Annotated in this window: 18 protein-coding genes and 1 tRNA gene; 14 read left to right on the top strand and 5 right to left on the bottom strand. The window is 61.8% G+C overall.

Annotation, left to right across the window (positions count from 1 at the left end; all coding sequences use genetic code 11):
- The first annotated feature begins 10 nt into the window (after positions 1–10).
- The 13 genes from LKD23_RS00875 (at position 11) to LKD23_RS00815 (ending at position 17,082) form a co-directional block, all read left to right on the top strand.
- Entirely contained in the window at positions 11–1,201 is a 1,191-nt protein-coding gene (locus tag LKD23_RS00875; RefSeq protein ID WP_349138516.1) for a phosphoribosylaminoimidazolecarboxamide formyltransferase, read from the top strand.
- Between the two features lie 12 nt (positions 1,202–1,213).
- Complete coding sequence (gene purD, locus LKD23_RS00870) at positions 1,214–2,515, top strand: phosphoribosylamine--glycine ligase (RefSeq protein WP_227619918.1); 1,302 nt, start codon at positions 1,214–1,216, stop codon at positions 2,513–2,515.
- 159 nt (positions 2,516–2,674) lie between these two features.
- The gene (locus LKD23_RS00865; protein WP_227619917.1) at positions 2,675–6,370 is read left to right on the top strand and encodes a phosphoribosylformylglycinamidine synthase; all 3,696 of its coding nucleotides are present in this window, start codon (positions 2,675–2,677) and stop codon (positions 6,368–6,370) included.
- 186 nt (positions 6,371–6,556) lie between these two features.
- Positions 6,557–8,002 carry an adenylosuccinate lyase gene (gene purB, locus LKD23_RS00860; RefSeq protein ID WP_227619916.1) on the top strand — a complete coding sequence of 482 codons (1,446 nt, stop codon included), beginning with the start codon at positions 6,557–6,559 and terminating at the stop codon, positions 8,000–8,002.
- A 174-nt stretch (positions 8,003–8,176) separates the two neighbouring features.
- The gene (locus LKD23_RS00855) at positions 8,177–8,881 is read left to right on the top strand and encodes a pseudouridine synthase (protein WP_227619915.1); all 705 of its coding nucleotides are present in this window, start codon (positions 8,177–8,179) and stop codon (positions 8,879–8,881) included.
- A 263-nt stretch (positions 8,882–9,144) separates the two neighbouring features.
- On the top strand, positions 9,145–10,230 hold the full coding sequence (locus LKD23_RS00850; protein ID WP_227619914.1) for a PucR family transcriptional regulator: 1,086 nt from the start codon (positions 9,145–9,147) through the stop codon (positions 10,228–10,230).
- A gap of 203 nt (positions 10,231–10,433) precedes the next feature.
- A complete protein-coding gene (ftsE, locus tag LKD23_RS00845) occupies positions 10,434–11,126 on the top strand; it encodes a cell division ATP-binding protein FtsE (protein WP_227619913.1) in 693 nt (230 codons plus the stop codon).
- Positions 11,123–12,028 carry a cell division protein FtsX gene (locus LKD23_RS00840; RefSeq protein ID WP_227619912.1) on the top strand — a complete coding sequence of 302 codons (906 nt, stop codon included), beginning with the start codon at positions 11,123–11,125 and terminating at the stop codon, positions 12,026–12,028. The genes ftsE and LKD23_RS00840 overlap by 4 nt, the downstream gene beginning before the upstream one ends.
- A 12-nt stretch (positions 12,029–12,040) precedes the next feature.
- A complete protein-coding gene (locus LKD23_RS00835; RefSeq protein WP_227619911.1) occupies positions 12,041–13,339 on the top strand; it encodes a murein hydrolase activator EnvC family protein in 1,299 nt (432 codons plus the stop codon).
- A gap of 163 nt (positions 13,340–13,502) precedes the next feature.
- Positions 13,503–14,837, top strand: a complete 1,335-nt coding sequence (locus tag LKD23_RS00830; RefSeq protein ID WP_227619910.1) for a S41 family peptidase — start codon at positions 13,503–13,505, stop codon at positions 14,835–14,837.
- Between the two features lie 23 nt (positions 14,838–14,860).
- Positions 14,861–15,718, top strand: a complete 858-nt coding sequence (gene rsmA, locus LKD23_RS00825) for a 16S rRNA (adenine(1518)-N(6)/adenine(1519)-N(6))-dimethyltransferase RsmA (protein ID WP_227619909.1) — start codon at positions 14,861–14,863, stop codon at positions 15,716–15,718.
- A gap of 152 nt (positions 15,719–15,870) precedes the next feature.
- Positions 15,871–15,945: transfer RNA gene (locus LKD23_RS00820), tRNA-Thr, on the top strand.
- A gap of 216 nt (positions 15,946–16,161) precedes the next feature.
- A complete protein-coding gene (locus LKD23_RS00815; protein ID WP_227619908.1) occupies positions 16,162–17,082 on the top strand; it encodes an AEC family transporter in 921 nt (306 codons plus the stop codon).
- Here LKD23_RS00815 and LKD23_RS00810 read toward each other — a convergent pair.
- The 3 genes from LKD23_RS00810 to LKD23_RS00800 form a co-directional block, all read right to left on the bottom strand.
- Positions 17,051–18,064, bottom strand: coding sequence for a PstS family phosphate ABC transporter substrate-binding protein (locus LKD23_RS00810; RefSeq protein WP_227619907.1), 1,014 nt, complete (start codon positions 18,062–18,064; stop codon positions 17,051–17,053). The two genes, LKD23_RS00815 and LKD23_RS00810, sit on opposite strands and share 32 nt — an antisense overlap.
- 18 nt (positions 18,065–18,082) lie before the next feature.
- Entirely contained in the window at positions 18,083–19,690 is a 1,608-nt protein-coding gene (locus tag LKD23_RS00805; RefSeq protein ID WP_227619906.1) for a DUF5046 domain-containing protein, read from the bottom strand.
- 240 nt (positions 19,691–19,930) lie between these two features.
- Entirely contained in the window at positions 19,931–21,313 is a 1,383-nt protein-coding gene (locus LKD23_RS00800; RefSeq protein WP_227619905.1) for an MATE family efflux transporter, read from the bottom strand.
- 287 nt (positions 21,314–21,600) lie between these two features.
- Here LKD23_RS00800 and LKD23_RS00795 point away from each other — a divergent pair, with 287 nt between their 5' ends.
- A complete protein-coding gene (locus LKD23_RS00795) occupies positions 21,601–22,437 on the top strand; it encodes an RICIN domain-containing protein (RefSeq protein WP_227619904.1) in 837 nt (278 codons plus the stop codon).
- Between the two features lie 69 nt (positions 22,438–22,506).
- Here LKD23_RS00795 and pyrG read toward each other — a convergent pair whose 3' ends face one another.
- Positions 22,507–24,126: a CTP synthase gene (pyrG, locus tag LKD23_RS00790; protein ID WP_227619903.1), complete on the bottom strand. Its 1,620-nt coding sequence runs from the start codon at positions 24,124–24,126 to the stop codon at positions 22,507–22,509.
- Between the two features lie 81 nt (positions 24,127–24,207).
- Positions 24,208–24,783, bottom strand: a complete 576-nt coding sequence (locus LKD23_RS00785; RefSeq protein WP_227619902.1) for an ANTAR domain-containing response regulator — start codon at positions 24,781–24,783, stop codon at positions 24,208–24,210.
- Between the last annotated feature and the right edge of the window lie 4 nt (positions 24,784–24,787).

Below are 24,787 nucleotides of genomic sequence, written 5' to 3'. Positions count from 1 at the left end.
TACAAGGAGGATGCACCAAATGAATGAACTTGCGCTGAAGTACGGCTGCAACCCCAACCAGAAGCCCAGCCGCATCTATATGGAGGACGGCTCTGATCTGCCCGTCACCGTCCTGAACGGCAAGCCGGGCTACATCAATTTTCTGGATGCCCTCAACTCCATCCAGCTGGTCAAGGAGCTGAAAGAGGCCTGCGGCCTGCCTGCCGCCGCCTCCTTCAAGCACGTCTCCCCGGCGGGCGCGGCCCTCGGCCTGCCCCTGAGCGAGGTGGAGCGGAAGATGTACCACATCGCCCCGGACATGGAGCTTTCGCCGCTGGCCTGCGCCTATGCCCGCGCCCGCGGCGCAGATCGGATGTCCTCCTTCGGCGACTGGATCGCCCTCTCCGACGTCTGCGATGTGCCCACGGCAAAGCTCATCCAGCACGAGGTGTCCGACGGCATCATCGCCCCGGGCTATGAGCCGGAGGCCCTGACCATCCTCGCCGGCAAGAAGAAGGGAAACTACAACGTGGTCGCCATCGACCCTGCCTATAAGCCCGCCTCCGTGGAGCACAAGCAGGTCTACGGCATCACCTTCGAGCAGGGCCGCAACGAGCTGGTCATCAACGCCGACACCATGCTGAACAACTGGGTCACGGAGAACAAGACCGTGACCGAGGAGCAGAAGCGCGACCTCATCATCGCCCTCATCGCCCTGAAATATACCCAGTCCAACAGCGTCTGCTACACCGCAGGCGGCCAGACCATCGGCGTGGGCGCAGGCCAGCAGAGCCGCATCCACTGTACCCGTCTGGCGGGCCAGAAGGCCGACAACTGGCAGCTGCGCCATATGCCGAAGGTGCTGGACCTGCCCTTCCGCGACGATGTGGCAAAGCCCAACCGTGACAACGCCATCGATGTCTACATCGGCGACACCCCGGAGGACGTCATCGGCGACGATGTCTGGGCCGAGACCTTCACTCGTCAGCCTGAGCCGCTGACCGTTGAGGAAAAGAAGGAGTATTTGAGCCATGTCACCGGCGTCTGCCTCGGCTCGGATGCGTTCTTCCCCTTCGGCGACAACATCGAGCGGGCACGCCGTTCCGGCGTCACCGCCATCGTCCAGCCCGGCGGCTCCATCCGTGACCAGCAGGTCATCGACACCTGCAATAAGTACGGCATTGCGATGGCCTTCTGCGGCATCCGGCTGTTCCATCACTAAGGGGGCATAAAAATGGCAAAGAAAATTCTGGTCGTTGGCGGCGGCGGACGTGAGCACGCCATCATCAAGGCACTGAAAAAAAGCCCCGACTGCGGTGAGGTCTGGTGTGCGCCCGGCAACGGCGGCATCGGCTATGACGCCCACTGCGTCAACATCAAGGCCACCGATGTGGAGACGATGGTGGGCTTTGCAGAGACGGAAAAGTTCGACTATGTCGTAGTAGCGCAGGACGACCCGCTGGCACTGGGCATGGTGGACGCTCTGGCAAAGGTCGGCATCCCGGCGTTCGGCCCGGACAAGGCTGCGGCCCGCATCGAGGCCTCCAAGGTCTTCTCCAAAGACCTGATGAAGAAGTATGGCATCCCCACCGCGAAGTATGAGACCTTCGACGACCCCGCCAAGGTCATGGAGTACATCAAGGCCGAGGGCAAGTATCCTGTGGTCATCAAGGCCGACGGCCTTGCGCTGGGCAAGGGCGTGCTCATCTGCGAGAACGAAGAGCAGGCTGCCGAGGGCGTCAAGGAGATCATGCTGGATAAAAAGTTCGGCGCTTCCGGCAACCATGTGGTCGTGGAGGAGTTCCTCACCGGTCCCGAGGTCAGTGTCCTCAGCTTCACCGACGGCAAGGTGGTCAAGCCGATGGTGTCCTCCATGGACCACAAGCGTGCCAACGACCACGACACCGGCCTGAACACCGGCGGCATGGGCACCGTCGCCCCCAACCCCTACTACACCCCGGCCATCGCCGCCGAGTGCATGGAAAAGATCTTCCTGCCCACCATCAAGGCCATGAACGCTGAGGGCTGCCCCTTCAAGGGCTGTCTCTACTTCGGCCTCATGCTCACCCCGGACGGCCCGAAGGTCATCGAGTACAACTGCCGCTTCGGCGACCCCGAGACGCAGGTGGTGCTGCCCCTGCTGGAGAGCGACCTGCTGAAGATCATGACCGCCTGCACCGAGGGCACGCTGGCCGACACCGAGGTGAAGTTCTCCGACGGCGCGGCTGCCTGCGTCATCCTCGCCTCCGGCGGCTACCCTGTGGCCTACGAGAAGGGCAAGCCCATCACCGGCCTTGTGGACGGTCAGCTGCCCGATGAGCCGGACGTCACGGTCTACCACTCCGGCACGGCCATCGCCGAGGACGGTCAGCTCGTCACCAACGGCGGCCGCGTGCTGGGTGTGACGGCCACTGCGCCCGGTCTGCCCCGGGCCATCGCCATCGCCTACGAGGCCGTAGAGCACATCCACTTCGACAAGCTGCACAAGCGCACCGACATCGGGATGCGGGCGCTGAAGGCGCTGGCGGAAGAATAACCTCTCAGTCTGCTTCGCAGACAGCTCCCCTATCGAGGGGAGCCTCTGGCGAAGAGGAAAACTTCTCCGATATGCCAAGGCCTCCCCTCGGTAGGGGGAGGCGGCGCGGCGGAGAGGTTCCGCCCGGACGGAAAAATCGATACAGGAGGGAAATACCCAATGGTATATCGTATCTATGTTGAAAAGAAACCCGGCTTCGACGGCGAGGCCCAGAGCCTGCGCAACGAGCTGGTCTCGCTGCTGGGCATCAAGGAGCTGAGCGGCCTGCGGCTGCTCAACCGCTACGACGTGGAGGGCATCGACGAGGCATTGTTCGAGCAGTGCGTGCCCACTGTGTTCAGCGAGCCGCCGGTGGACAATACCTATGCGGAGCTGCCCGCTGCGGACGGCTGCGTGTCTTTTGCCGTGGAGTACCTGCCCGGCCAGTTCGACCAGCGCGCCGACTCTGCCGCCGAGTGCATCCAGCTCATCAGTCAGGGCGAGCGCCCGCTGGTGCGCTCTGCCCGCGTCTACCTGCTGGAGGGCACCCTGACCGACGAGCAGCTGGCCGAGATCAAGAAATACGTCATCAACCCCGTGGAGGCCCGCGAGGCTTCGCTGGACACCAAGGCTACCCTGAAGATGGAGTATCCCGTTCCCACCGAGGTGGCCGTTCTGGACGGCTTCAACGAGCTGGACGAGGAGGGCCTGAAGAAGTTCATCGATGAGAAGGGCCTTGCGATGGACCTCGGCGACATCAAGTTCTGTCAGGAGTATTTCCGCTCGGAGAAGCGGGACCCGACCATTACTGAGATCAAGATGATCGACACTTACTGGTCCGATCACTGCCGCCATACCACCTTCGGCACCATTCTGGACGACGTCCAGATCGACGATGCCGTGGTGCAGAAGGCATTTGACCGCTACATGGCTATGCGCGCCGACCTTGGCCGTGAGAACAAGCCCCGCTGCATGATGGACCTTGCCACCATCGGTGCCAAGGAGCTGAAAAAGCAGGGTGTCCTGAAGAACCTCGATGAGTCTGAGGAGATCAACGCCTGCACCGTCAAGATCAAGTGTGATGTCAACGGCAAGGACGAGGACTGGCTCTTCCTCTTCAAGAATGAGACCCACAACCATCCCACCGAGATCGAGCCGTTCGGCGGCGCGGCCACCTGCATCGGCGGTGCCATCCGTGATCCCCTGTCCGGCCGCAGCTATGTCTATCAGGCCATGCGCGTCACCGGCGCAGGCGACCCCCTCAAGCCCGTCAGCGAGACCCTGCCCGGCAAGCTGCCTCAGCGCAAGCTGGTGACGACCGCTGCCGCCGGTTATTCCTCCTACGGCAACCAGATCGGCCTCGCCACCGGTCAGGTGGATGAGATCTATCACCCCGGCTATGTGGCAAAGCGTATGGAGATCGGTGCTGTCGTGGGCGCGACCCCCGCTTCCCACGTCCGCCGCGAGTGCCCCGCCCCCGGCGACGTCATCGTCCTGCTGGGCGGCCGCACCGGCCGTGACGGCATCGGCGGCGCTACCGGCTCCTCCAAGGCCCACAAGCTGGACAGCCTCGAGCACTGCGGTGCCGAGGTGCAGAAGGGCAACGCCCCCATCGAGCGCAAGCTGCAGCGCCTGTTCCGCCGCGAGGATGCCTGCAAGATGATCAAGCGCTGCAACGACTTCGGCGCAGGCGGCGTCTCCGTCGCCATCGGCGAGCTGGCCGACGGCCTGTATATCGACCTGAACAAGGTCACGAAGAAGTACGACGGCCTCGATGGCACCGAGCTGGCCATCAGCGAGAGTCAGGAGCGGATGGCCGTGGCGCTGGCTCCCGAGGATGTGGACAAGTTCATCGCCATTGCCACCGAGGAGAACCTTGAGGCCACCCCCGTGGCGAAGGTCACGGAAGAAAAGCGTCTGAACATGGTGTGGAACGGCAAGTCCATCGTCAACATCAGCCGCGAGTTCCTGAACTCCAACGGTGCCGAGAAGCACCAGAACGTCCACATCGAGAAGGGCACCGTCTGGCAGCCTCAGTGGGCCGGTGTGACCTTCGAGCAGAAGATGAAGAACATGGTGGGCGACCTGAACGTCTGCAGCAAGAAGGGCCTTTCGGAGCGGTTCGACTCCACCATCGGCGCAGCCACCGTGCTGATGCCCTTCGGCGGCGCACGCCAGCTGACCCCCCAGAACGCCATGGTGGCCAAGCTGCCGGTGGACGGCGAGACCAACACCTGCTCCGGCATGGCATGGGGCTACAACCCCTATCTGATGAGCGCTGACCAGTATGTAGGCGCACAGATGGCCGTGATCGAGAGCGTGACCAAACTGGTGGCCAGCGGCTTCCGCTATGAGGACGCCTACCTGACGTTCCAGGAGTATTTCGAGCGTCTGGGCAATGTGCCGGAGCGCTGGGGCAAGCCGCTGGCCGCTCTGCTGGGCGCTCTGGATGCCCAGATGGGCCTCGGCATCGCCTCCATCGGCGGCAAGGATAGTATGTCCGGCTCCTTCGAGCAGCTGGATGTGCCTCCTACGCTGGTGTCCTTCGCCACGGCCATCGGCAAGGCCAGCCGCGTCGTCTCCACCGAGTTCAAGAAGCCGGAGAGCACGGTCGTCCTCCTCCGGCCCATCCTCGATCCGGCGACCGGATGCCCCAACTTCTTCTCCCTGAAAGCCAACTATAAGATCGTCGAGCAGATGATGGAGGAGGGCATCGTGGCCTCCGCCTGCTCTGTGGGCTACGGCGGTCTGGCCGAGGCCCTCTTCAAGATGGGTCTGGGCAACCGCATCGGCTTCAAGATGATGACCAAGATGTCCACCCACGATATGTTCAAGCCCATGTACGGCTCCATCGTGCTGGAGATGGTCTCCGACGCCCCGGCCGGTGAGCTGCTGGGCGAGACCACGGCGGACTACGTCTTCGAGTGCTGCGGCGACAAGCTGGATATGGCACAGCTGCAGGAGATCTGGGAGTCCAAGCTCGAGCCGGTCTACCCCTACCGCAAGTCCGGCCCCGTCGTCGAGAAGATCAGCGGCAGCCTGACCGCTCCCGCTGCGCCCAAGATCGGCGTGGCAAAGCCGAAGGTCATCATCCCGGTCTTCCCGGGCACCAACTGCGAGTACGACACCGCCCGCGCCTTTGCCCGCGCCGGTGCTGACCCCGAGGTGCTGGTCATCCGCAACCTGACCCCCGCTGACGTCACTGCCAGCTGCGAGGCACTGGTGAAGGCCATCAACGAGAGCCAGATCGTCATGCTGCCCGGCGGCTTCTCCGGTGGCGACGAGCCGGACGGCAGCGCCAAGTTCATCGCCTCCTTCTTCCGCAGCCCGGCCGTCACCGAGGCGGTCCGCGACCTGCTGCAGCACCGTGACGGCCTGATGCTGGGCATCTGCAACGGCTTCCAGGCCCTCATCAAGCTGGGTCTGGCCGCTTACGGCGACATCCGCCCCATCACGTCCTGCGACCCGACCCTGACCTTCAACACCATCGGCCGCCACCAGAGTATGCTGGTGCGCACCCGCATTGCTTCCACCGGCAGTCCGTGGCTGTCCAAGTGCAGCGTGGGCGACCAGCACACCGTGGCCATCAGCCACGGCGAGGGACGCTTTGTGGCACCCCAGAGCGTGCTGGATACCCTCATCGCCAACGGCCAGATCGCAACTCAGTACGTCGATCAGGACGACAACCCCAGCATGGACCTGCGGTATAACCCCAACGGCTCCGTCCTCGCCATCGAGGGCATCACCAGCCCGGACGGCCGCGTCTTTGGTAAGATGGGCCACTCGGAGCGCAGCGGCGAGTACCTCTACAAGAATGTCACCGGCGATAAGTATCAGCCGATCTTCGAGGGCGGCGTGGACTATTTCAAGATTTGATGGTAGAATAAGAAAAACCTCTCCGTCACGGCTTTGCCGTGCCACCTCCCCTATCGAGGGGAGGCTTTGGCAGGGCGGAAAACTTTACCTCTTCGCCAGAGGCTCCCCTCGGTAGGGGAGCTGTCGAGCGATAGCGAGACTGAGAGGTTGAGCCTTTTGCAAAACTTACCCAAGGAGGACAGCTTAATGTCTCAGCATGACCGTTATATCAGCCCCTTTTCCACCCGATATGCCTCCGATGAGATGCAGTACATCTTCTCGGACGACAACAAGTTCCGCACCTGGCGCCGTCTGTGGGTGGCGCTGGCCCGGGCCGAGATGAAGCAGGGCCTGACCAATATCACCCCCGAGATGGTGGCCGAGCTGGAAGCTCATGTGGACGACATCAACTATGAGGTCGCCATCGAGAGGGAGAAGCTGGTGCGCCACGACGTTATGAGCCATGTCTACGCCTACGGCCAGCAGTGCCCCAAGGCAGCAGGCATCATCCATCTGGGCGCCACCAGCTGCTACGTCGGCGACAACACCGACATCATCGTGATGCGTCAGGGCCTTGAGCTGGTGCGCAAGAAGCTCATCGGCGTGCTGGCAAAGCTGGCCAAGTTTGCCGAGGAGTACAAGGATATGCCCTGCATGGCCTACACCCACTGCCAGCCCGCCCAGCCCACCACCGTGGGCAAGCGTGCCACCCTGTGGGCCAACGAGCTGGTGATGGACCTCAACGAGATCGACCACCGCCTTGCGACCCTGCAGCTGCGCGGTGTCAAGGGAACCACCGGCACGCAGGCCTCTTTCATGGAGCTGTTCAAGGGCGACGCCGATAAGATCCGCGCTGTGGATGCCTCTATCGCCGAGGAGATGGGCTTCGACCGCGAGGCCGTTATCCCGGTGTCCGGCCAGACCTACAGCCGCAAGGTGGATGCTTTCATCCTGAATGCTCTGGCCGGCATCGGCCAGAGCTGCATGAAGTTTGCCACCGACCTGCGCCTGCTGGCCAACTTCAAGGAGATGGAAGAGCCTTTTGAGAAGAACCAGATCGGTTCCTCTGCCATGCCCTACAAGCGCAACCCCATGCGCTGCGAGCGCATCTGCGCACTGAGCCGCTACTTGATGGTGGATGTGCTCAATCCCAGCTTCACCACTGGCACCCAGTGGTTCGAGCGGACGCTGGATGACAGCGCCAACAAGCGGGTGGCAATGGCCGAAGGCTTCCTCGCCACCGACGCCATCCTGAACATCATGCTCAACGTCACCGACGGCATCGTGGTCTACCCGAAGGTCATCCGCAGCCGCCTGATGGCGGAGCTGCCCTTCATGGCCAGCGAGAACATCATGATGCAGGCCGTGGAGAAGGGCGGCAACCGTCAGGAGCTGCACGAGCGCCTGCGCCAGCACGCCATCGCCGCCGGCAAGCAGGTCAAGGAAGAGGGCCTGCCCAACGATATGGTAGATCGTGTCGCCGCTGACCCCGCCTTTGGCCTGACCAAGGAGGAGATAACAGCGGGCCTTGTGCCCGAAAACTTCGTGGGCCGCGCTCCCCAGCAGGTGGAGGAGTTCATTGCCCACATCCTCAAGCCCATTTTCGACACGAATCCGGATGCTGTGGAGCAGCATGCGAATCTGAGTGTCTAAGGCTTCAAAACATTAGCTCACAAAGGGAGAACGCTGCTGCGCGTTCTCTCTTTTGTTTTGAGACAAAGCTTTTTGGGGCACTGCAAAAGGCTCTCCCAAAGGAAGAGCCTTGAACCGTTCTACCTAAAATGCTACAATATATCCGCACAAAACATTGAGAATCAGGAGAACACCATGCGACTCGACAAATATCTGGCCGAGACGGCCCAATGCACCCGGAGCGAGGCCAAGGCGCTGCTGGCAAAAGGGCGCGTCACCGTGAACGGTGCGGTCTGCAAGAAAGGGGACACCCAGCTGAAGGCCGCCGACGCCGTGGCAGTGGACGGCAGGGCGCTCGATTACCAGCAGTTCGTCTACCTCATGCTCAATAAGCCCGAGGGCGTCGTCAGCGCCTCCACCGACAAGAGGGACACCACCGTCGTCGATCTGGTGGGGGACGCCTACCCCCGGCGGGAGCTGTTCCCGGCGGGGCGGCTGGACAAGACCAGCACCGGCTTCGTCCTGCTGACGGACGACGGCGGCTTTGCCCACGACATCCTCGCGCCCAAGCGCCATGTCTCCAAGACCTACACCGTTACCATCGACACCCCGCTGACGGAGGAGATGCGCGCAGGCTTTGCCGCCGGCGTCACGCTGGCCGACGGCACGGCCCTCTCTCCGGCAGAGGTGTCCGCCCTTACGCCCGACGGCCTGACCGTCCGCGTCCTGCTGCGGCAGGGCGTCTACCACCAGATCAAGCGGATGTTCGGCATCTACGGCGCGGGCGTCAACGCCCTCCACCGGGACGCCATCGGCGGCCTTACGCTGGACGAGAGCCTTGCGCCGGGCCAGTGGAGGGAGCTGACCGCCGACGAAGTGGCGAAAATTACCACGGGGTGAGGCGGCGCTTTTCACCCCTTCTTCAAAAAAGTATCACAATTTGCCGGTAAAATAGCTCTCAGAACCACGCAGAAAGGCCTTTTTTGGCCCTGAAAATGCCCCGAAAGATAATTTCAACAAGAAAGAAGAATTTTTTTTGGTGAAATATGTTGCAAAAGTAAATTCTTTTGTGTAAAATATAAAATGTAATGCGGCGAAATTGTTGAAAATCACAATCCCGCCCACCTGCGGTTTGCACAAGAGAGGAAAAGGGGTATCCATTTATGGCCAATAGAGTATTTCAGAGCGTGATCTACCAGATGAAGGACGCGATCGACCGTGTGGTCGGCGTGGTGGATGAGACCGGCGCTGTCATCTCCTGCTCGGAGCTGAATCTGATCGGCGAGGTGCGCGAGGGCTTTATGGCAGAGCGTCTGACGGCCGGAGACCGCTTCGTGCGGGATGGCTACACCTATCAGCAGTTCTCCAGCGCAAAGCATAACGATTATGCCGTCTTCGTGGAAGGCGCTGACGAAACTGCGGGCCAGTTCGCCGCGCTGCTGTCCATCAGCCTCCAGAGCATCAAGCAGTATCACGATGAGAAGTTCGACAAGTCCAACTTTATCAAGAATGTGGTGCTGGACAATATCCTGCCCGGCGACATCTACGCCAAGGCCCGTGAGCTGCACTTCGCCACCGACGTCTCCCGGGTGGTGTTCATTGTCCGCGTCACCAGCGGCGGCGACATCTCCGCTTACGACGTGGTGAGCAGCCTGTTCCCCGATAAGCAGAAGGATTTCGTCTTCAACATCAGCGAGACGGACACCGTTCTGGTCAAGGAGATCCGCAAGGGCATCGACCGCTCCGATATGGAAAAGCTGGCGGCCAGCATCGTGGATACCCTGTCCGGAGAGCATTACATCAAGGCTGTCGTGGGCATCGGCACCCCCATCGCCAACGTGAAGGATCTGGCCACTTCCTTTAAGGAAGCACAGATCGCCATGGAGGTCAGCAAGGTGTTCGATACCGAGAAGCAGATCATCCGCTACGACAATCTGGGCATTGCACGCCTCATTTATCAGCTGCCCACCACGGTCTGCGAGATGTTCCTGCGCGAAGTGTTCAAGCAGGGCAGCATCGAGAGTCTGGATCAGGAGACCCTCTTTACCATCCAGCGCTTCTTCGAGAACAACCTGAATGTCTCCGAGACCAGCCGCGGCCTGTTCGTCCACCGCAATACGCTGGTGTACCGTCTGGAAAAGATCAAAAAGCTGACCGGTCTGGATCTGCGTGAGTTCGACGACGCTATCGTGTTCAAGGTAGCGCTCATGGTCAAGAAGTACCTGTCCAACAATCCGGCCAAATATTGATATTTCGTCTCAGCCGCCCCGGCTGCGGACGCCGAAACCGGCCGCTCGACCCCGATGCTGGCCGGTTTCTTTTGTTATAGCCTGTATGGACAACCTCTCCGTCACGGCTGACGCCGCAACCCGGCCTTGTCGAGCGAAGCGAGACTGAGAGGTTTAAGCTTGGAACTTCTGTACCAAATAACTTTTCAGGAGCAAGATTACTCATGATAGATTTTGAACATGTCACCAAGATATACAAGAGGAGCGACAAGCCCGCGCTGGAGGACATCGACTTCCATGTGGCGGACGGCGAGTTCGTCTTTCTGGTGGGACACTCCGGTGCAGGCAAGTCCACCCTGCTCAAGCTCATCCTCCGGGAGGAGCTGCCCACAGAGGGCCGCGTGCTCGTGGACGGTAAGGATGTCGCCCGGCTGCGCCGGGGCAAAGTGCCCTATCTCCGCCGCCAGATGGGCATCATCTTTCAGGACTTCCGCCTCATCCCGACCATGACGGTCTACGAGAACATCGCCTTTGCGATGCACGTCACCAACATCGGCAAGAAGGACATCAAGGAGCGGGTCAACTATATGCTGGAGCTGGTGCATCTGGAGGATAAGGCAAAGGTCTACCCCGAGTTCCTCTCCGGCGGCGAGCAGCAGCGGGTGGCCGTGGCCCGCGCTCTGGCCCACAGCCCTCGTCTGGTCATCGCGGACGAGCCTACCGGCAACATCGACCCCGAGATGAGCCTTGAGATGATGGAGCTGCTGGAGCGGGTGAGCGAGATGGGCATCACAGTGCTGGTCGTCACCCACGAGCATGAGCTGGTGCGCCGCTTCAACCGCCGCACCGTCACCCTGAAGAACGGCCGCATCATCTCCGACGTCCCGGCCAGCTTCGGCGAGGAGGTGCACGCATGAAGATCTCGACGTTTGGTTTCCTGACCCGGCGCGGCGTGCGCAACCTCGGCAAGCACTGGGCCATGACCATTGCCTGCATCGCCTCGCTCAGCGTCTGCATGACCCTGAACACCTTCGCCAGCCTCGTTGAGGTGAACGTGGACAGCATGGTCAACTATCTGGGCACCCAGAACGAGATGGTGGTCTATGTGGATCCTGAGGCCGACAACACCCTCATCGAGTCGGTCGGCGCGGCCATCGGCAGCACCGCAGGGGTGAGCCGGGTGCAGTATATGTCCAAAGAGGACGTCCTGAACCAGTACAAGGGCTATATGTCTGAGTACGCCGACCTACTGGACGAGTTCGAGAACGACAACCCCTTTAAAGCAAATTACCGCGTCTCCCTGTCGGATCTGAGCCAGATGGAGACTATGAGCAGGAAATTCGAGGCCATTGAGGGCGTCTACAGCGTCACAGCCCCTATCGAGATGACCAAGACCTTCGTGGACGTCCAGAAGGCCGTCACCAAGGCCGGGCGGATCGTCGTGCTGGTGCTGATGGCCGTGAGCATCATCACGGTGGGCACCACCATCCGGCTGAGCGTCTTTGCCCGCCGCCGCGAAATTGAGATCATGAAGTACGTCGGCGCCACCAACGCCCTCGTCACCCTGCCCTTCGTCATCGAGGGTCTGGTGATGGGCCTCATCTCCGGCATCATCACAGCGGCGGCCAGCATCGGCGGCTACGCCTATATCGTGGAGATCTCGCCCACACTGGGCAGTCTGTGGCAGATGCTCATGGGCATGGCTCTGGTGCCGCTGGAAAACGTCTGGCCCACCATCCTGACCTACAGCCTCGTGGCGGGCGCTCTGGTGGGCGGTCTGGGCAGTATGTTCTCCATCCGCAAGCACCTTAATGTGTAAGGAGGGCCTACTGTGTATCACGATAAGCATTCCGCAGGCTTCGTCCTGCGCCACTCGCCCCGCCACGCAAAGCCCTCCGGCCACTCGGTCATGATGCGTGCTGCCTGCGCCTTTGTGGCGGCGGCCTGCCTTGTGCTGAGCATGACGGTCTATCCGGCCAGCGCGGCCACCAGCATGAGTTCGCTGCAGAATAAGCTGGATAAACTCTCCCAGTCCATCCAACAGCATAAGACAGAGCTGAACAACGCCAAGAAGAAGGAAGCCGCCGCAAAGGCCCTCGAGTCTGAGCTGAAGGAAAAGGTCTCGGTGATCCAGAGCCAGATCAGCGTGCTTCAGGGCCAGATCGCCGAGGTGCAGAACAGCATCGGCGTCAAGGAGCAGCAGATCAGCGCCAAGCAGGCCGAGATCGCCCAGAAAGAGCAGGACATCGCCGACCAGTGGGAAGGCTTCAAGAGCCATATGGCCGCGATGCAGGAGCTGCGGGACGGCGGCAGCGTGGCCATGCTCAGCTCGGTGAACGACCTGTACGAGCTGCTGACCTTCAACGAGGTCATGCAGGACATCTCGGTGAAGGATACCGAGATCCTTGACACCATGAAGGCTGCCCGAGAGAGCCTTGTGAATGACCGCACCCAGCTTGTGGCGGAGCGCACCCAGCTGCAGAACAAAAAGGCCGAGCTGAGTGCCCAGAACAAGCAGATGCAGAGCAAGCAGAACGAGCTGAACTCCAGCGTCAAGGAGGCCCGCCTGAGCGCCGCCGAGGCTCAGCAGGCCCAGAAGAACGCGCAGGCGGCCATCGAGTCGGATGAGATGAACTACGAGGCCGTCAAGAAGGAGATCCAGAAGCTCATCGCAGCCGCAGCGGCCAGCAAGCCGCAGCTGAGCTTCAGCGGCTTCATCTGCCCCCTCAAGAGCTATACCCGCATCTCCAGTGAATACGGCTGGCGCAAGAACCCCGTCTCGGGTGTCAACAAGCTCCACGCGGGCACCGACTTCGCCGCCCCCGCCGGCACCCCCATCTACGCAGCCGCCAGCGGCTATGTGCAGGTGGCCGGATGGTCCAGCGGCGGCTACGGCAACTACGTCATCATCTACCACGGCAAAATGTCGGATGGCAACGCCTACTCCACCCTCTACGGCCATATGCGCTCGGTGGCAACGTCGGCGGGCAAGTATGTCAAGCAGGGCGAACTCATCGGCTATGTCGGCTCTACCGGCAACTCGACGGGCAACCATCTCCACCTTGAGGTGTGGAAGGGCGGCTCCAAGGCCAATGCAGTCAATCCCCGTGGTTATATTCCTATGAAATAATACTGTGTCGAGGGGTCAAAGGAGGCCATAAGGCGAAATGAACGAGCAAAAACGCAAGCGTATCCTTCGGGCGGGCTGTCTGCTGCTGGCGGGAGTATTCCTGCTGTCGGTGCTGGGCAGCGTCGTCCTGATGCTTTTGGTCTGAACCGGGGAGGAAAACTGAATGAACCGTAAAATTTCCGTAGGGATGACTGTGACCATCGTCATTCTGGCGATGACGGTCACATTTTCCATCACGATGCTGTTGGCGATGCGGCTGTTTGACCGCACCGTCACCAGCGTGAAGGAAAAGGAGAGTATGTACAACAAGGTGGCCGAAGTAGACCGCTATGTGCGTGCCAACGACTACTACGACATCGACGAGACGATGCTGTACGACCGTCTGACCGCAGGCTATCTGCTGGGCACCGGCGACAAGTACGCCCGCTACTACACCGCCTCGGCCTACACCGACCTGCTCAATGCCCAGAGCGGCAAGCTGATCGGCATCGGTGTGGAGCTGGCCATCGACCAGTCCGGCTACGCCAAGGTCACCAAGGTGTACGACGAGTCCCCCGCAAAGGAGGCCGACCTGCAAAAAGGCGATTACATCATCACCATCGACGGCACGGACGTCAAGAGTCTGGGCAGCGCAGAGGCCGTCCAGAACAAGCTCCGGGGCGAGAGCGGCATCACCGTCAATGTGGTCTGGCTGGACAGCGAGAACGCCCAGCACACCGCTGACCTGACCCACTACGGTTTCACGGCCAACAGCGTCGATTCCGCCATGGTGCAGGACAATGTGGGCTATATCAAGATCTGGCAGTTCGACAACTCCACCCCCAGTGAACTGGACTTTGCCCTGCGCAGCCTGACCGCCAGCGGTGCACAGAGCTTCGTGTTCGACCTGCGCGACAACAGCGGCGGCATCCTTGACGATGCCATCAGCTGTATCGACCTCGTCGCACCGGAAGGCGTGCTGGCCTATGCCGAGGATAAGACCGGAAACCGCACCCTGCTGGGCAGCAGCACCGACGACACCGTCATCAGCCAGCCCTCCGTCTGCCTCGTGAACGAGAACACCGCCAGCGCGGCAGAGCTGTTTGCGTCCAGCCTGCGCTCCCTGTGCGGCGCACGCCTCGTGGGCAGCAGCACCATGGGCAAGGGCACCATCCAAAGCAGCCCTCAGCGCCTCTCGGACGGCAGTGCTGTGGTGGTCACGGTAGCTAAGCTCATCTGCGGCGACGGCTCTTGCTTCGACGGCACCGGCCTGACCGTGGACGTGGAGCGTCCGCTGACCCCGGACGAGCAGGTAAGCTATTACGACTACACTCTCGACACCGACCCCCAGATCCAGCGTGCCGTCAGTTGCGCACAGCAGCTCACCGGCACCACCACCGTAGGCGGCGTGAACGATGCCGACCTCGCAGCAGACTCCGCCGCCGCCTCTTCCGAGGCAGCAGGGGAGGGCGAGGCTTCCTCGGAGGCGGCTGCTTCCAGTGTGGAAAGCGCGTCTTGAGATAAGAGAAAGGAAAAAACACTATGCCGGAGCTGACCGACCTCTCCGTGATCCGTACCCTGTGCGAAAAATACGATTTTGCGCTTTCCAAGGGTTTTGGACAGAACTTCATCATCAATCCCGGCCTGCCTCCGAAGATCGTGGATGCCAGCGGCGTCGATAAGAACTGGGGCGTGCTGGAGATCGGCCCCGGCATCGGCGTGCTGACCAAAGAGCTGGCCAGCCGCGCCGCCAAGGTGGTGTCCATCGAGGTGGACGAGCGTCTGCCGCCTCTGCTGGCCGAAACGATGGCCGGTGTGGATAATTTTAAACTGGTATTACAGGATGTTTTGAAAGTGGATCTCCGTGCCCTCATTGAGGAGGAGTTTCCCGGGATGCCGGTGGCCGTCTGCGCCAATCTGCCCTACTACATCACCAGCCCCATCGTCATGAAGCTGCTGGGCGACCGCCTGCCCATCCAGAACCTGACGGTCATGGTGCAGAAGGAGGCCGCCGACCGTCTGGCCGCTGCGCCCGGCACCCGCGCCTCCAGCGCCATCAGCTGTGCCGTGAGCTACTACGCCACCTCCAAGCTGATGTTTACTGCCGCGCCGGGCAGTTTCTACCCGGCCCCAAAAGTCACCAGCGCCGTCGTGCGGATGGACATCCGCCCCGCTCCTGCCGTGCAGGTAGAGGATGAGGACGGTTACTTCGCCCTCATCCGCGCGGCCTTTGGCCAGCGCCGCAAGACCGCCGCCAACGCCATCGCCAGCGGTCTCGGCCTGCCGAAGGAGAAGGTCATCGCCGCCATCGAGGCGGCGGGCTTTGATGCCCGCATCCGCCCTGAGGCCCTGACCCTCGAGAACTTCGCCGCCATCCAGCGGGCAATGGCCGCACAGTAACACTCACAAAACCACTCAGGCGCCCCGCCGTTCTGTCAGGAACGGCGAGGCGCTTTCGCATTCTGAGGCAGAAGCCGCAGAAGATATTGACAACCGGGGAAGTTTCTGGTATTCTACTAAAGTACCCTGCGCGATGCGAGAGGGTACGCTTTGCTGGTGTGGCGCAATGGCAGCGCAACTGATTTGTAATCAGTGGGTTGCAGGTTCAACTCCTGTCACCAGCTCCAAAAAAGCCCTGCGATATACCGCCGAAAGGCGGCGTGTATCGCGGGGCTTTTGCTTTTTGCGGCGTGGCGGTATCCGACCATTCGGAAAAATCATGCTGCCGGAGGGCTTGCGGGCCTTGCACTTCCTGCACCATGCCGGTATAATAAATTCATCAAAAATTCATCAAAAGAGGACGTTCAAACGAGAGGGGAATATCTGTGCCCGAGTTTTCCACTATGCTGAGCCTGCAGGCACAGATGATGCTGCTGTTGGCCATTGGCATCTTTCTGACGAAGAAGCACATCATCACCGAGCAGGGCCGCGCCTGCCTGACCGACCTGTTGCTCTTTCTCATCCTGCCGGCAAACACCATCCAGTCGTTCCGCATCGAGTTCAATGCGGAGATCTTCCGCAGCACGCGGGACATCCTCATCCTGTCCATCGTGCTGCAGGTGTTTTATGGCGTGATCTGCGCGGTCTGCTATGGCCGCTACGCCTTCGCGCGGAAGGCTGTGATGCAGTACGGCACGGTCTGCTCCAACGCGGGCTTTCTGGGAAGTCCGCTGACCGAGGGCCTGTTCGGCGGAGTGGGGCTGCTGCTGACATCCGTTTACCTCATCCCGCAGCGCATCGTGATGTGGTCGATGGGCGTGTCCTACTTTATGCAGGACGATGCAGCCGCCAGCCCCGGAGGAAGGACGCGCCACCGCGCCGTCCTCCGCAAGACCCTGACTCACCCCTGTATTCTGGCGGTGTTCGTGGGCATGGCCCTCATGCTGACCCAGTGCCAGCTGCCCGCCTTTCTCGGCAAAGCTCTCCAGTGCACCAGCAACTGCAACATGACCATGTCGATGCTCCTCATCGGGGCTATCATCGGCAGCTGCGACCTCCACCCGCTGCTGGACCGGGACGTCATCCTCTACTGTGTCATCCGGCTGTTCCTGATGCCGCTGGTGGTGCTGGTGGGCTGCCGCGCAGCCCATGTGGGAGAGCTGGCCACCGGGGTCGCTGTTGTTCTGGCGGGGATGCCGATGGGCGGCACCACCACCATCCTTGCCGAGAAGTACGGTGCCGATTCTGCGTTCGCCAGCAAGTGTACGGCCCTCTCTACGGTGCTGTCGCTCATCACGACGCCGCTGTGGTGTCTGGTGGTGTAGCCGCTCCGCCGCAGGCCACATACCCTGCCGTTTCGATGCATCGGCGGCCCTCGTCGGTGCTCAGCCAGTCGTAGACCTTCCGCTGGGGGCTGTCGGGGGCGGCATTCCCATGGATGACCGCATAAAACTCGTTGCACAGGGGGTAGCTCTCGCTGGCGATGGTGTCATTGCCGGGGGTCACACCATCCACGGCCAGCAGGCGGAGGCCGGGCTTCGAATACATCTGGTCGATGTAGTAATAGACGGAGAAACCGATGGCGTTGGCAGAGTTGTTGTACTCGGCGATGCGGTCCACCAGCCCGCCCATGTCGGCGGGAGCCAGCTCGGTGGGGGCGGTCATCAACTGGCCATCGCCCTTGTCGATGAGCAGCTTTTTGAAAAGGGTCTGACTGCCCGAGTCCACCCCCCGCTGGAAGGCCACGATGGGGGCGTCTGCGCCGCCGACCTCCTTCCAGTTGGTGATGCGGCCTGCATAGATGTCCCGCAGCTGCTGCTGGGTCAGGCTTTGGACGGGGTTGGACTCGTTGACGATGAAGACCAGCGCGTCCCGGCCGATGGCTTTCTGCTCCAGCTTTGCGTCGGCCTCGGCCAGCTCTTCCTTGACGTACTCGGGGGCCTCGTAGACGATGAGCAGCTGTGCGCCGTAGTCGTCGCTGTCGCTGCGGGACCAGAGGCCGAAGTTCTCCCACGCATAGGCTGTGGTGCTGACGGTGATGCCGGTCTGGGCTTCGAGCAGGTCCATGCCGGTGACGTCAGCCTTGAGCTGGGCCATCAGAGGGATGCAGGCCGTGGAGCCGTCGAGGCGGGGGAACTCCTCCACGGTCAGGAAAGGTTCAGGGGTGGTGTCCGGGTCGGGGACGGACGCCGCCGGAGAGTTGACGGGGGAGTCTGCTGCGCCGGGGGTGCAGGCGGTGAGCACTGCTGCCCCGAGACCGAGGCCCAGCACCTGCAGGAAGTTGCGGCGGGAAATCTTCTCTTTCATATCCAAAAACCTCCGTTGTCAATACAGATAGCCTCCGCCGAAGTCGTCGCCGGGGGAGGAAAAGATGCTTTCGCGGTAGAGCCACTGGCCGGTGGAGTCCATCAGGCCGTAGTCGAAGCCCTGCCGCGCGATAAAGCAGTCGTCGGGCAGGCCATCGGTGCTGTAGCAGCTGCCGAGGCGGCGGAGGAGCACATTGCCCTCCATGTCCAGCACGTCGGAGAGGTTCGACGAGTCGCTGTTGTCCCGGTGGGCCGTGAGCAGAGGGCCATTGGCGGTGTTGGTGAGGTAGGAGACGTAGGTGTACTGCTCCGTCTCGTCAGCAGACGACCAGAGCAGCCCTTCGCCGCCGTAGGTCTGGATGGCGAGGGTATTGTAGTCCTCGTCGTCATATTGCAGCAGGGCATAGCCGCCGGGCAGGGCCGTCACACTGACATGACGAGCCTCTTCAATGGGTGCCACTTCCACATCGGTCAGGAGTGCGCCGGTGGTGCCGTCGTAGACCTTCAGGACGTTGTCCGCCGTCAGGACGGCGACATTGCCGGAGTGATAGTCCCTGTCGCACCGCTGGACAGCGATCTTTTCGCCGCTGGCGAGGTCGATGAGGGTGTAGGGGTTATCCGGGTCATCGCTGCCGAGGAGGGTGACACAGCCGGGCGTGTGGTCCATCACGCACCAGTCGAAGCGGCCCAGTTCCACGGCCTCGTCGCTGTTCAGGTCGTAGAGGATGGAGTGGCTGTCCTGACGGCTCTGGAGGCAGGCGATGCCGACGCCGCAGGCAGAGGCGGAGCTGTCGTCCTCGCCGGTGAGCAGCTGGCCGGTGAGGATGTTGTAAAGCCCTTCCCGGGCGATGCCCCAGTCTGCGCCGCGAAACCAGCTCAAGGTCAGCCAGTCGGCGAAGCTGCCGCGATACGACGCAAGGCTCTGGGCCGTGCAGCCGTCCTCCCGCAGCAGCACATTGCCCTCCCGGTCGGTGACGAGGACGTATTGATGCAGGGGCTGGTCGGGGTCGTCGTAGGCGTAGGTGAGGCCCTCGGGCAGGTCGTAGCAGTTGAAGATGAGGCGCTGGCCGCCCTCATCCACCACGAGACAGTCAAGAGCCGTTTCCGGCACGGGCAGCTCAGCCCCGGTGGCGAGGTCGTACACCCGGATGCCGCCGGTGGCACCGCTCTCGAAAGCCCAGACGTCGGCGTCGTCCCGCAGGATGAGCAGCCCGCCCGAGAGGGTGGCGTTCACGGCATGGGGAAAGGCCATGACGGCTCTGCCGTCGGCGTCGTAGAGGGTGGAGGTGCGCTCCTCGGTGCCGGGGGTGGAGTGGGAGACAAGATAGTAGTCCGCCTCGCCGGTGAGGGTGTTCCGCACCAGCTGGACACTGTCGGAGCGGCTGCCCTGATAGAGCACTTTCCCGCCCCGGAGGATGGTGCCGCCGCCGTTGCCGGCGTAGGAATAAATGAAATGGAGCGCATCGTCGGTGAGCCACGATTCGCTGTAATACTGCGGTGCCTGCGATGCCGCCGTCCCCTCGGGCCGGGGCGACGCCGCAGGCAGCAGCGAACAGCTCGTCAGCAGCCCGCCTGCCAGCACAAGGCAGGCGGCGCGGCAGCGGAGTCGAAGCAGAGCGGTCTTCATAGAAACACCTCGCAGTTTCCCAGAATTTGACTTTCCTGTTTATAGTATATACGAAAGACCCGGCCATTTCATTGCAGAAAGTTGGCCGGGTCTGGTTACAGTTTGGTGACAATGGGGCGCAGCGGAAGCTTTCTCCTCAGACACGGTTCGGGCCATTCCATCGCCCGCCCTATTGCCTTCGGCAACAGGGTCCCACCCCAGCGGACGGTCTTCGGAGAAACTTCCGCCGCTGGCGGGCAGTTATTCTTCGTCCCCTTTTTCTCCCAGCTCTTTCAGAAAGGGCAGGAGGAAGGGCATTGAGATGCAGAAGGTGAGGGCGTCGGCGATGGGCTGGCACAGCTCGATGCCGGGCAGGCCCCAGATGCGGGGCAGGGTAAGGATGAGGGGGATGAAGCAGATGCCCTGACGGCAGCAGGCGAGGAAGGTGGCCCGGCCCGATTTGCCGATGGACTGGAACATCATGTTGGTGACGATGATGACAGGCTGCAAGAACATGGCGATGCACTGATACCGCAGAGCGGGCAGGGCCACGGCGGTGACAGCAGGGTCATCGCGGAAGAGGCGGATGAGAGGCTCGGCATTGAACCAGCAGAGGATGTTCAGCACCGTGACGAAGCAGAAGGCCGTCGAGAGGGTGAAGATGGCCGCCTGCCGCACCCGGGCGAAGCGGCGTGCGCCGTAGTTGAACGCCGCCACAGGCTGCAGGCCCTGCCCAACGCCGATGGCCACCGACAGCAGGAACTGGAAGATGCGGGATACGATGCTCATGCCTGCCACGGCGGCGTCGCCGTGGCTGCGGGCTGCGACGTTCAGCAGCATACTGCCGATACTGTTCAGGCCCTGACGGCCAAAGCTGGGTGCACCGTTGAAGAAGATGAGGCCGAAGTCCCGGGCGCTGCGGGTGACTTTCGTGATGCGGAACTGGCTCACCGTCCTGCCCCGCAGGAACATAGACAGCAGGATACAGAAGCCGATGCTCTGGCTCAGAGCAGTGGCGACACCCGCGCCGCCGGTGCCCATGCCGAAGCCGAAGATAAAGATGGGGTCCAGCAGGATGTTGAGCACGCCGCCGGTGACAAGGCCGATCATGGCGAAGCTGGCCTTGCCCTCGTAGCGCAGGATGTTGTTCATCACAAGGCTGGACATCATGAGGGGCGCAGCGATGAGGATGGGCCGCGCATAGGCGCAGGCGTGGGGCAGGATGGTGTCGGTGCTGCCCAGCAGCATCATGAAGCCGGGCAGGGTGGAAAGGCCGACCCCCGCCAGCACGATGCCGAAGACCAGCGCCGTGAAAAAGCTGGTGGAGGCGAACTTGGTGGCGGCGTGGGTGTCCTGATTGCCGAGGCTGCGGCTGATGATTCCGCCTGCGCCATGGCCCAGCATGAAGCCAAGGGCCTGAATGATGGCCATGAGGCTGGACACGACGCCAACCGCGCCCGACGCGCTGGTGGACAGCTGGCCCACAAAGAAGGTGTCGGCCAGATTGTAGATGCTGGTGATGAGCATACTCAGGATGGTGGGCGCGGCGAGGCCGAGGATGAGCTTCGGCACAGGGGTCTTGGTCATCTTCTCGAACTGGAGCGCACTGCGCGCGGTCTCATCGGCTTGGGACGGGGAATGCATGGGCTGGATACCTCGCTTTCATAATTAAAATAAGTATAACGCAGATCCTGCAAAATGTCGAGGTCTGGGAGTTTGGGGCTGACGGCTCCAAAAAGTTAGGGCATTGAGCGCAAAAGCAGGAAAAAATGGAATGTCTTTTAGCACATTTGACAAAGAAAGGTCGAATTGCTTGTGGGAAATCACGTCAAGTGGTATAATTTGGTACATGAGAGAAAAACGCTGCGAGAAAAAACAGCGCTGAGAAGAGATTTGAGGGAACAGTCCCTCAGAACACGGAGGGAAAATTTATGAAATCTGTGGCACAGACCGTTATCGAAGCAGACCGCTTCTACACCATCGCCGCCAAGACCGGCAGCGTCATTCAGGCTGTGGAGAACGCCAAGGATGGCGGCAGCATCCGTCTGGGCAAGTACGGGCACGCGCCCGAGCAGGAGTGGGCCTTCGTCCGGGAGGGCGATGGTGTCTACCGCATCCGCAACCGCGCCTCCGGCAAGCTCATCGACCTGATGATGACCGGCACCGCCAACGGCACATGGCTGCACCTGTGGGAGGACGTGGGCGGCACGTCCCAGATGTGGAAGGTGGAGCCGACCCCGGCGGGCACCGTCCGTCTGCGCTCCATGTGGGCCGCAGGCAAGTGCATCGACACCGTGGGCATGGGCACCGCTGATGGCGCTGTCCTCCAGATCTGGCAGGAGACGGCTGGTGAGGACCAGCTGTGGACCATCTCGGAGGTAAAGGACCGTGCAAAGCACGCTCCCAAGGCCGAGGACAAGCCCGCTGAGGCCAAGGCTGAGGCTGAGGCCGCTGTCCCCGCCGCCGCAAAGACCGAGGAAAAGGCTGCGCCCGCAGCGAAGAAGCCTGCCGCCAAGAAGGCAGCCCCCAAGGCTGAGCCGAAGACCGAAAAGAAGCCTGCGGCCAAGAAGTCCGCTGCCAAGGCCGCTGAAAAGGCTGTCGAGAAGGTTGCCGAGGTCAAGGCAGAGACTGCCCCCGCCAAGGCTGAGGAGAAGCCCGCCGAGGCCGCTCCGGCTGCAAAGGCCGCTGCCCCTGCCGCCAAGGCTCCCGCCGCAAAGCCTGCCCGCAAGACCGCCGCACGGAAGAAGTGCACTAAGGCCAGCAAGTAAGTAAGAGTTACATATTAGAAACAAAAGCCTCCGATTTTCGCAGAAAATCGGAGGCTTTTGTTATCTGTTTCAGTGCCCCATCTTCTCCTTCTTGGCCTTCAGCGCGGCGGCGATGAAGCCCTTGAACAGGGGGTGTGCGCGGTTGGGGCGGCTCTTGAACTCGGGGTGGAACTGTGCGCCGAGGTGGAAATCGCGGCCCGGCAGCTCAACGGTCTCCACGAGGCGGCCGTCGGGGCTGGTGCCCGAGATGACAAGACCGGCATCCTGCATCTCCTGACGGTATTCGTTGTTGAACTCGTAGCGGTGGCGGTGGCGCTCCCAGATCTCGCTCTGGCCGTAGCACTCGGCCATCTTGGTGCCGGGCAGGACGGCGCAGGGGTACTTGCCCAGACGCATGGTGCCGCCCTTGGGGATGTTGCCCTGCTGGTCGGCCATCAGGTCGATGACGTTGTGATGGCCCTCCGGGGTGAACTCGCTGGAATTGGCGTCGGCGTAGCCCAGAACGTGGCGGGCGAACTCCATCACCATGATCTGCATACCGAGGCAGATGCCGAAGTAGGGGACATGGTTCTCACGGGCGTACTGTGCGGCCTGGATCATGCCCTCGATGCCGCGGTCGCCGAAGCCGCCGGGCACGATGATGCCGTCCACGTCCGCAAAAGCCTCCCGGCAGGCGGCCTGATCGGGCAGGTCCTCGCTCTCGACCCACTTGATCTCCACCTGACTGTCGTTCTCAAAGCCGGCGTGATAGAGGCTCTCCATGACCGACAGATAGGCATCGTGCAGCTTGACGTACTTGCCCACGAGGGCGATGGTGCAGGTCTTGGTGCGGGTGGCGATCCGGGACAGCATCTCCTTCCACTCGGTGAGGTCGGCGGGGGGGACGTCGAGGTGGAGCTGCCTGACCACCACATCGTCCAAGCCGCCGGTGTGGAGCATCAGCGGGCACTGGTAGAGGCTGGGCATGGTCAGGTTCTCGATGACGCACTCGGGCTTGACGTTGCAGAAGGTGCTGATCTTCCGGCGGATGTCACTGCCCACGTTGCCGTCGGCGCGGAGGATGATGATGTCGGGGCTGACGCCCATGCCCTGCAGCTCCTTGACGGAGTGCTGTGCGGGCTTGGACTTGTACTCGTCCGAACCGGAGATGTAGGGCACGAGGACGACATGGATGAAGCAGCAGTTCTCCTTGCCCTGCTCGAGGCCCACCTGACGGATGGCCTCAAGGAAGGGCTGGCTCTCGATGTCGCCGGTGGTGCCGCCGATCTCAGTGATGACCACGTCAGCCTCGGTGGAGGAGGCCAGATTGTAGATGTAGCTCTTGATCTCGTTGGTGATGTGGGGGATGATCTGGACGGTCTGGCCGAGGTAAGCGCCCTGACGCTCCTTGTTCAGCACGTTCCAGTACACCTTGCCGGTGGTCAGGTTCGAGTACTTGTTCAGGTTCTCGTCGATGAAGCGTTCGTAATGGCCGAGGTCGAGGTCGGTCTCAGTGCCGTCGTCGGTGACGAAGACCTCGCCGTGCTGCAGGGGACTCATGGTGCCCGGGTCCACGTTCACATAGGGGTCCAGCTTCTGGCTGGCTACCTTGAGGCCGCGGCACTTCAGCAGTCGGCCCAGAGAGGCGGCGGTGATGCCTTTGCCCAGACCGGAGACGACGCCGCCGGTCACGAAAATAAATTTTGCCATAGTATTCTCCTCTATTTACAGATTGTAGATGGTCTTGAAACATATACTTTCCCGCTGTGGGGGCGCAGTGCTTCAAATATATCACTGCGCGGGGTCGTAGGAGTCCAGGATCTCCTGCGCGACTTCGGTGCGGTCGCGCCGGGTGTCCATTGCCTTTTTTTCGATGCAGCGATGCGCCTCGGCCTCGGTCATGTGACCCAGCTCGATGAGGCAGCACTTGGCGCGGCTGACCAGCCGCACCTGCGCCAGCTTTTCCTGCAGCCGCTGGTTCTCCTGACGCAGGAGCAGCAGGCGGTGGTTGCTGGCGGCGGCCATATGGATGGCCTGTAGGAAAAATGTGTTGGAGAAGGGCTTTGTCACCAGCAGCACCCCCTGCTCGCTCAGAGGGGTCAGAAGCTGCTCGGCGACAGCGGCTTTGGCCAGAAACACCACGCCCGCGTCGGTCTTTTCCACGGCGTCGGCGCACAGCTCATGGCCGAACTCATCCGGCAGAGGCGCGTTGACCACGATCAGTTCGAAGTCGGATTCCAGCATCCGCCGCCTCGCCTCCGCCGCGCTGGGCACGATGAGGGGCCGCGCATAGCCCAGCTCAGTCAGGCGTGCGGAGATATATTCGTTCGAGCTTGCGCCTGCGCTTACGATCAGGGCACGTCCCATACGG

The organism is Faecalibacterium butyricigenerans, from assembly GCF_020687345.1.
GTDB classification, from domain to species: domain Bacteria; phylum Bacillota; class Clostridia; order Oscillospirales; family Ruminococcaceae; genus Faecalibacterium; species Faecalibacterium butyricigenerans.
This window is presented reverse-complemented; position numbering and strand designations above follow the sequence as displayed.

Coding starts and splice junctions, on each gene's coding strand:
- LKD23_RS00875 (WP_349138516.1), top strand. CDS start 11: ATGCACCAAATGAATGAACTTGCGCTGAAGTACGGCTGCAACCCCAAC.
- purD (WP_227619918.1), top strand. CDS start 1,214: ATGGCAAAGAAAATTCTGGTCGTTGGCGGCGGCGGACGTGAGCACGCC.
- LKD23_RS00865 (WP_227619917.1), top strand. CDS start 2,675: ATGGTATATCGTATCTATGTTGAAAAGAAACCCGGCTTCGACGGCGAG.
- purB (WP_227619916.1), top strand. CDS start 6,557: ATGTCTCAGCATGACCGTTATATCAGCCCCTTTTCCACCCGATATGCC.
- LKD23_RS00855 (WP_227619915.1), top strand. CDS start 8,177: ATGCGACTCGACAAATATCTGGCCGAGACGGCCCAATGCACCCGGAGC.
- LKD23_RS00850 (WP_227619914.1), top strand. CDS start 9,145: ATGGCCAATAGAGTATTTCAGAGCGTGATCTACCAGATGAAGGACGCG.
- ftsE (WP_227619913.1), top strand. CDS start 10,434: ATGATAGATTTTGAACATGTCACCAAGATATACAAGAGGAGCGACAAG.
- LKD23_RS00840 (WP_227619912.1), top strand. CDS start 11,123: ATGAAGATCTCGACGTTTGGTTTCCTGACCCGGCGCGGCGTGCGCAAC.
- LKD23_RS00830 (WP_227619910.1), top strand. CDS start 13,503: ATGAACCGTAAAATTTCCGTAGGGATGACTGTGACCATCGTCATTCTG.
- rsmA (WP_227619909.1), top strand. CDS start 14,861: ATGCCGGAGCTGACCGACCTCTCCGTGATCCGTACCCTGTGCGAAAAA.
- LKD23_RS00815 (WP_227619908.1), top strand. CDS start 16,162: ATGCTGAGCCTGCAGGCACAGATGATGCTGCTGTTGGCCATTGGCATC.
- LKD23_RS00810 (WP_227619907.1), bottom strand. CDS start 18,064: ATGAAAGAGAAGATTTCCCGCCGCAACTTCCTGCAGGTGCTGGGCCTC.
- LKD23_RS00805 (WP_227619906.1), bottom strand. CDS start 19,690: ATGAAGACCGCTCTGCTTCGACTCCGCTGCCGCGCCGCCTGCCTTGTG.
- LKD23_RS00800 (WP_227619905.1), bottom strand. CDS start 21,313: ATGCATTCCCCGTCCCAAGCCGATGAGACCGCGCGCAGTGCGCTCCAG.
- LKD23_RS00795 (WP_227619904.1), top strand. CDS start 21,601: ATGAAATCTGTGGCACAGACCGTTATCGAAGCAGACCGCTTCTACACC.
- pyrG (WP_227619903.1), bottom strand. CDS start 24,126: ATGGCAAAATTTATTTTCGTGACCGGCGGCGTCGTCTCCGGTCTGGGC.
- LKD23_RS00785 (WP_227619902.1), bottom strand. CDS start 24,783: ATGGGACGTGCCCTGATCGTAAGCGCAGGCGCAAGCTCGAACGAATAT.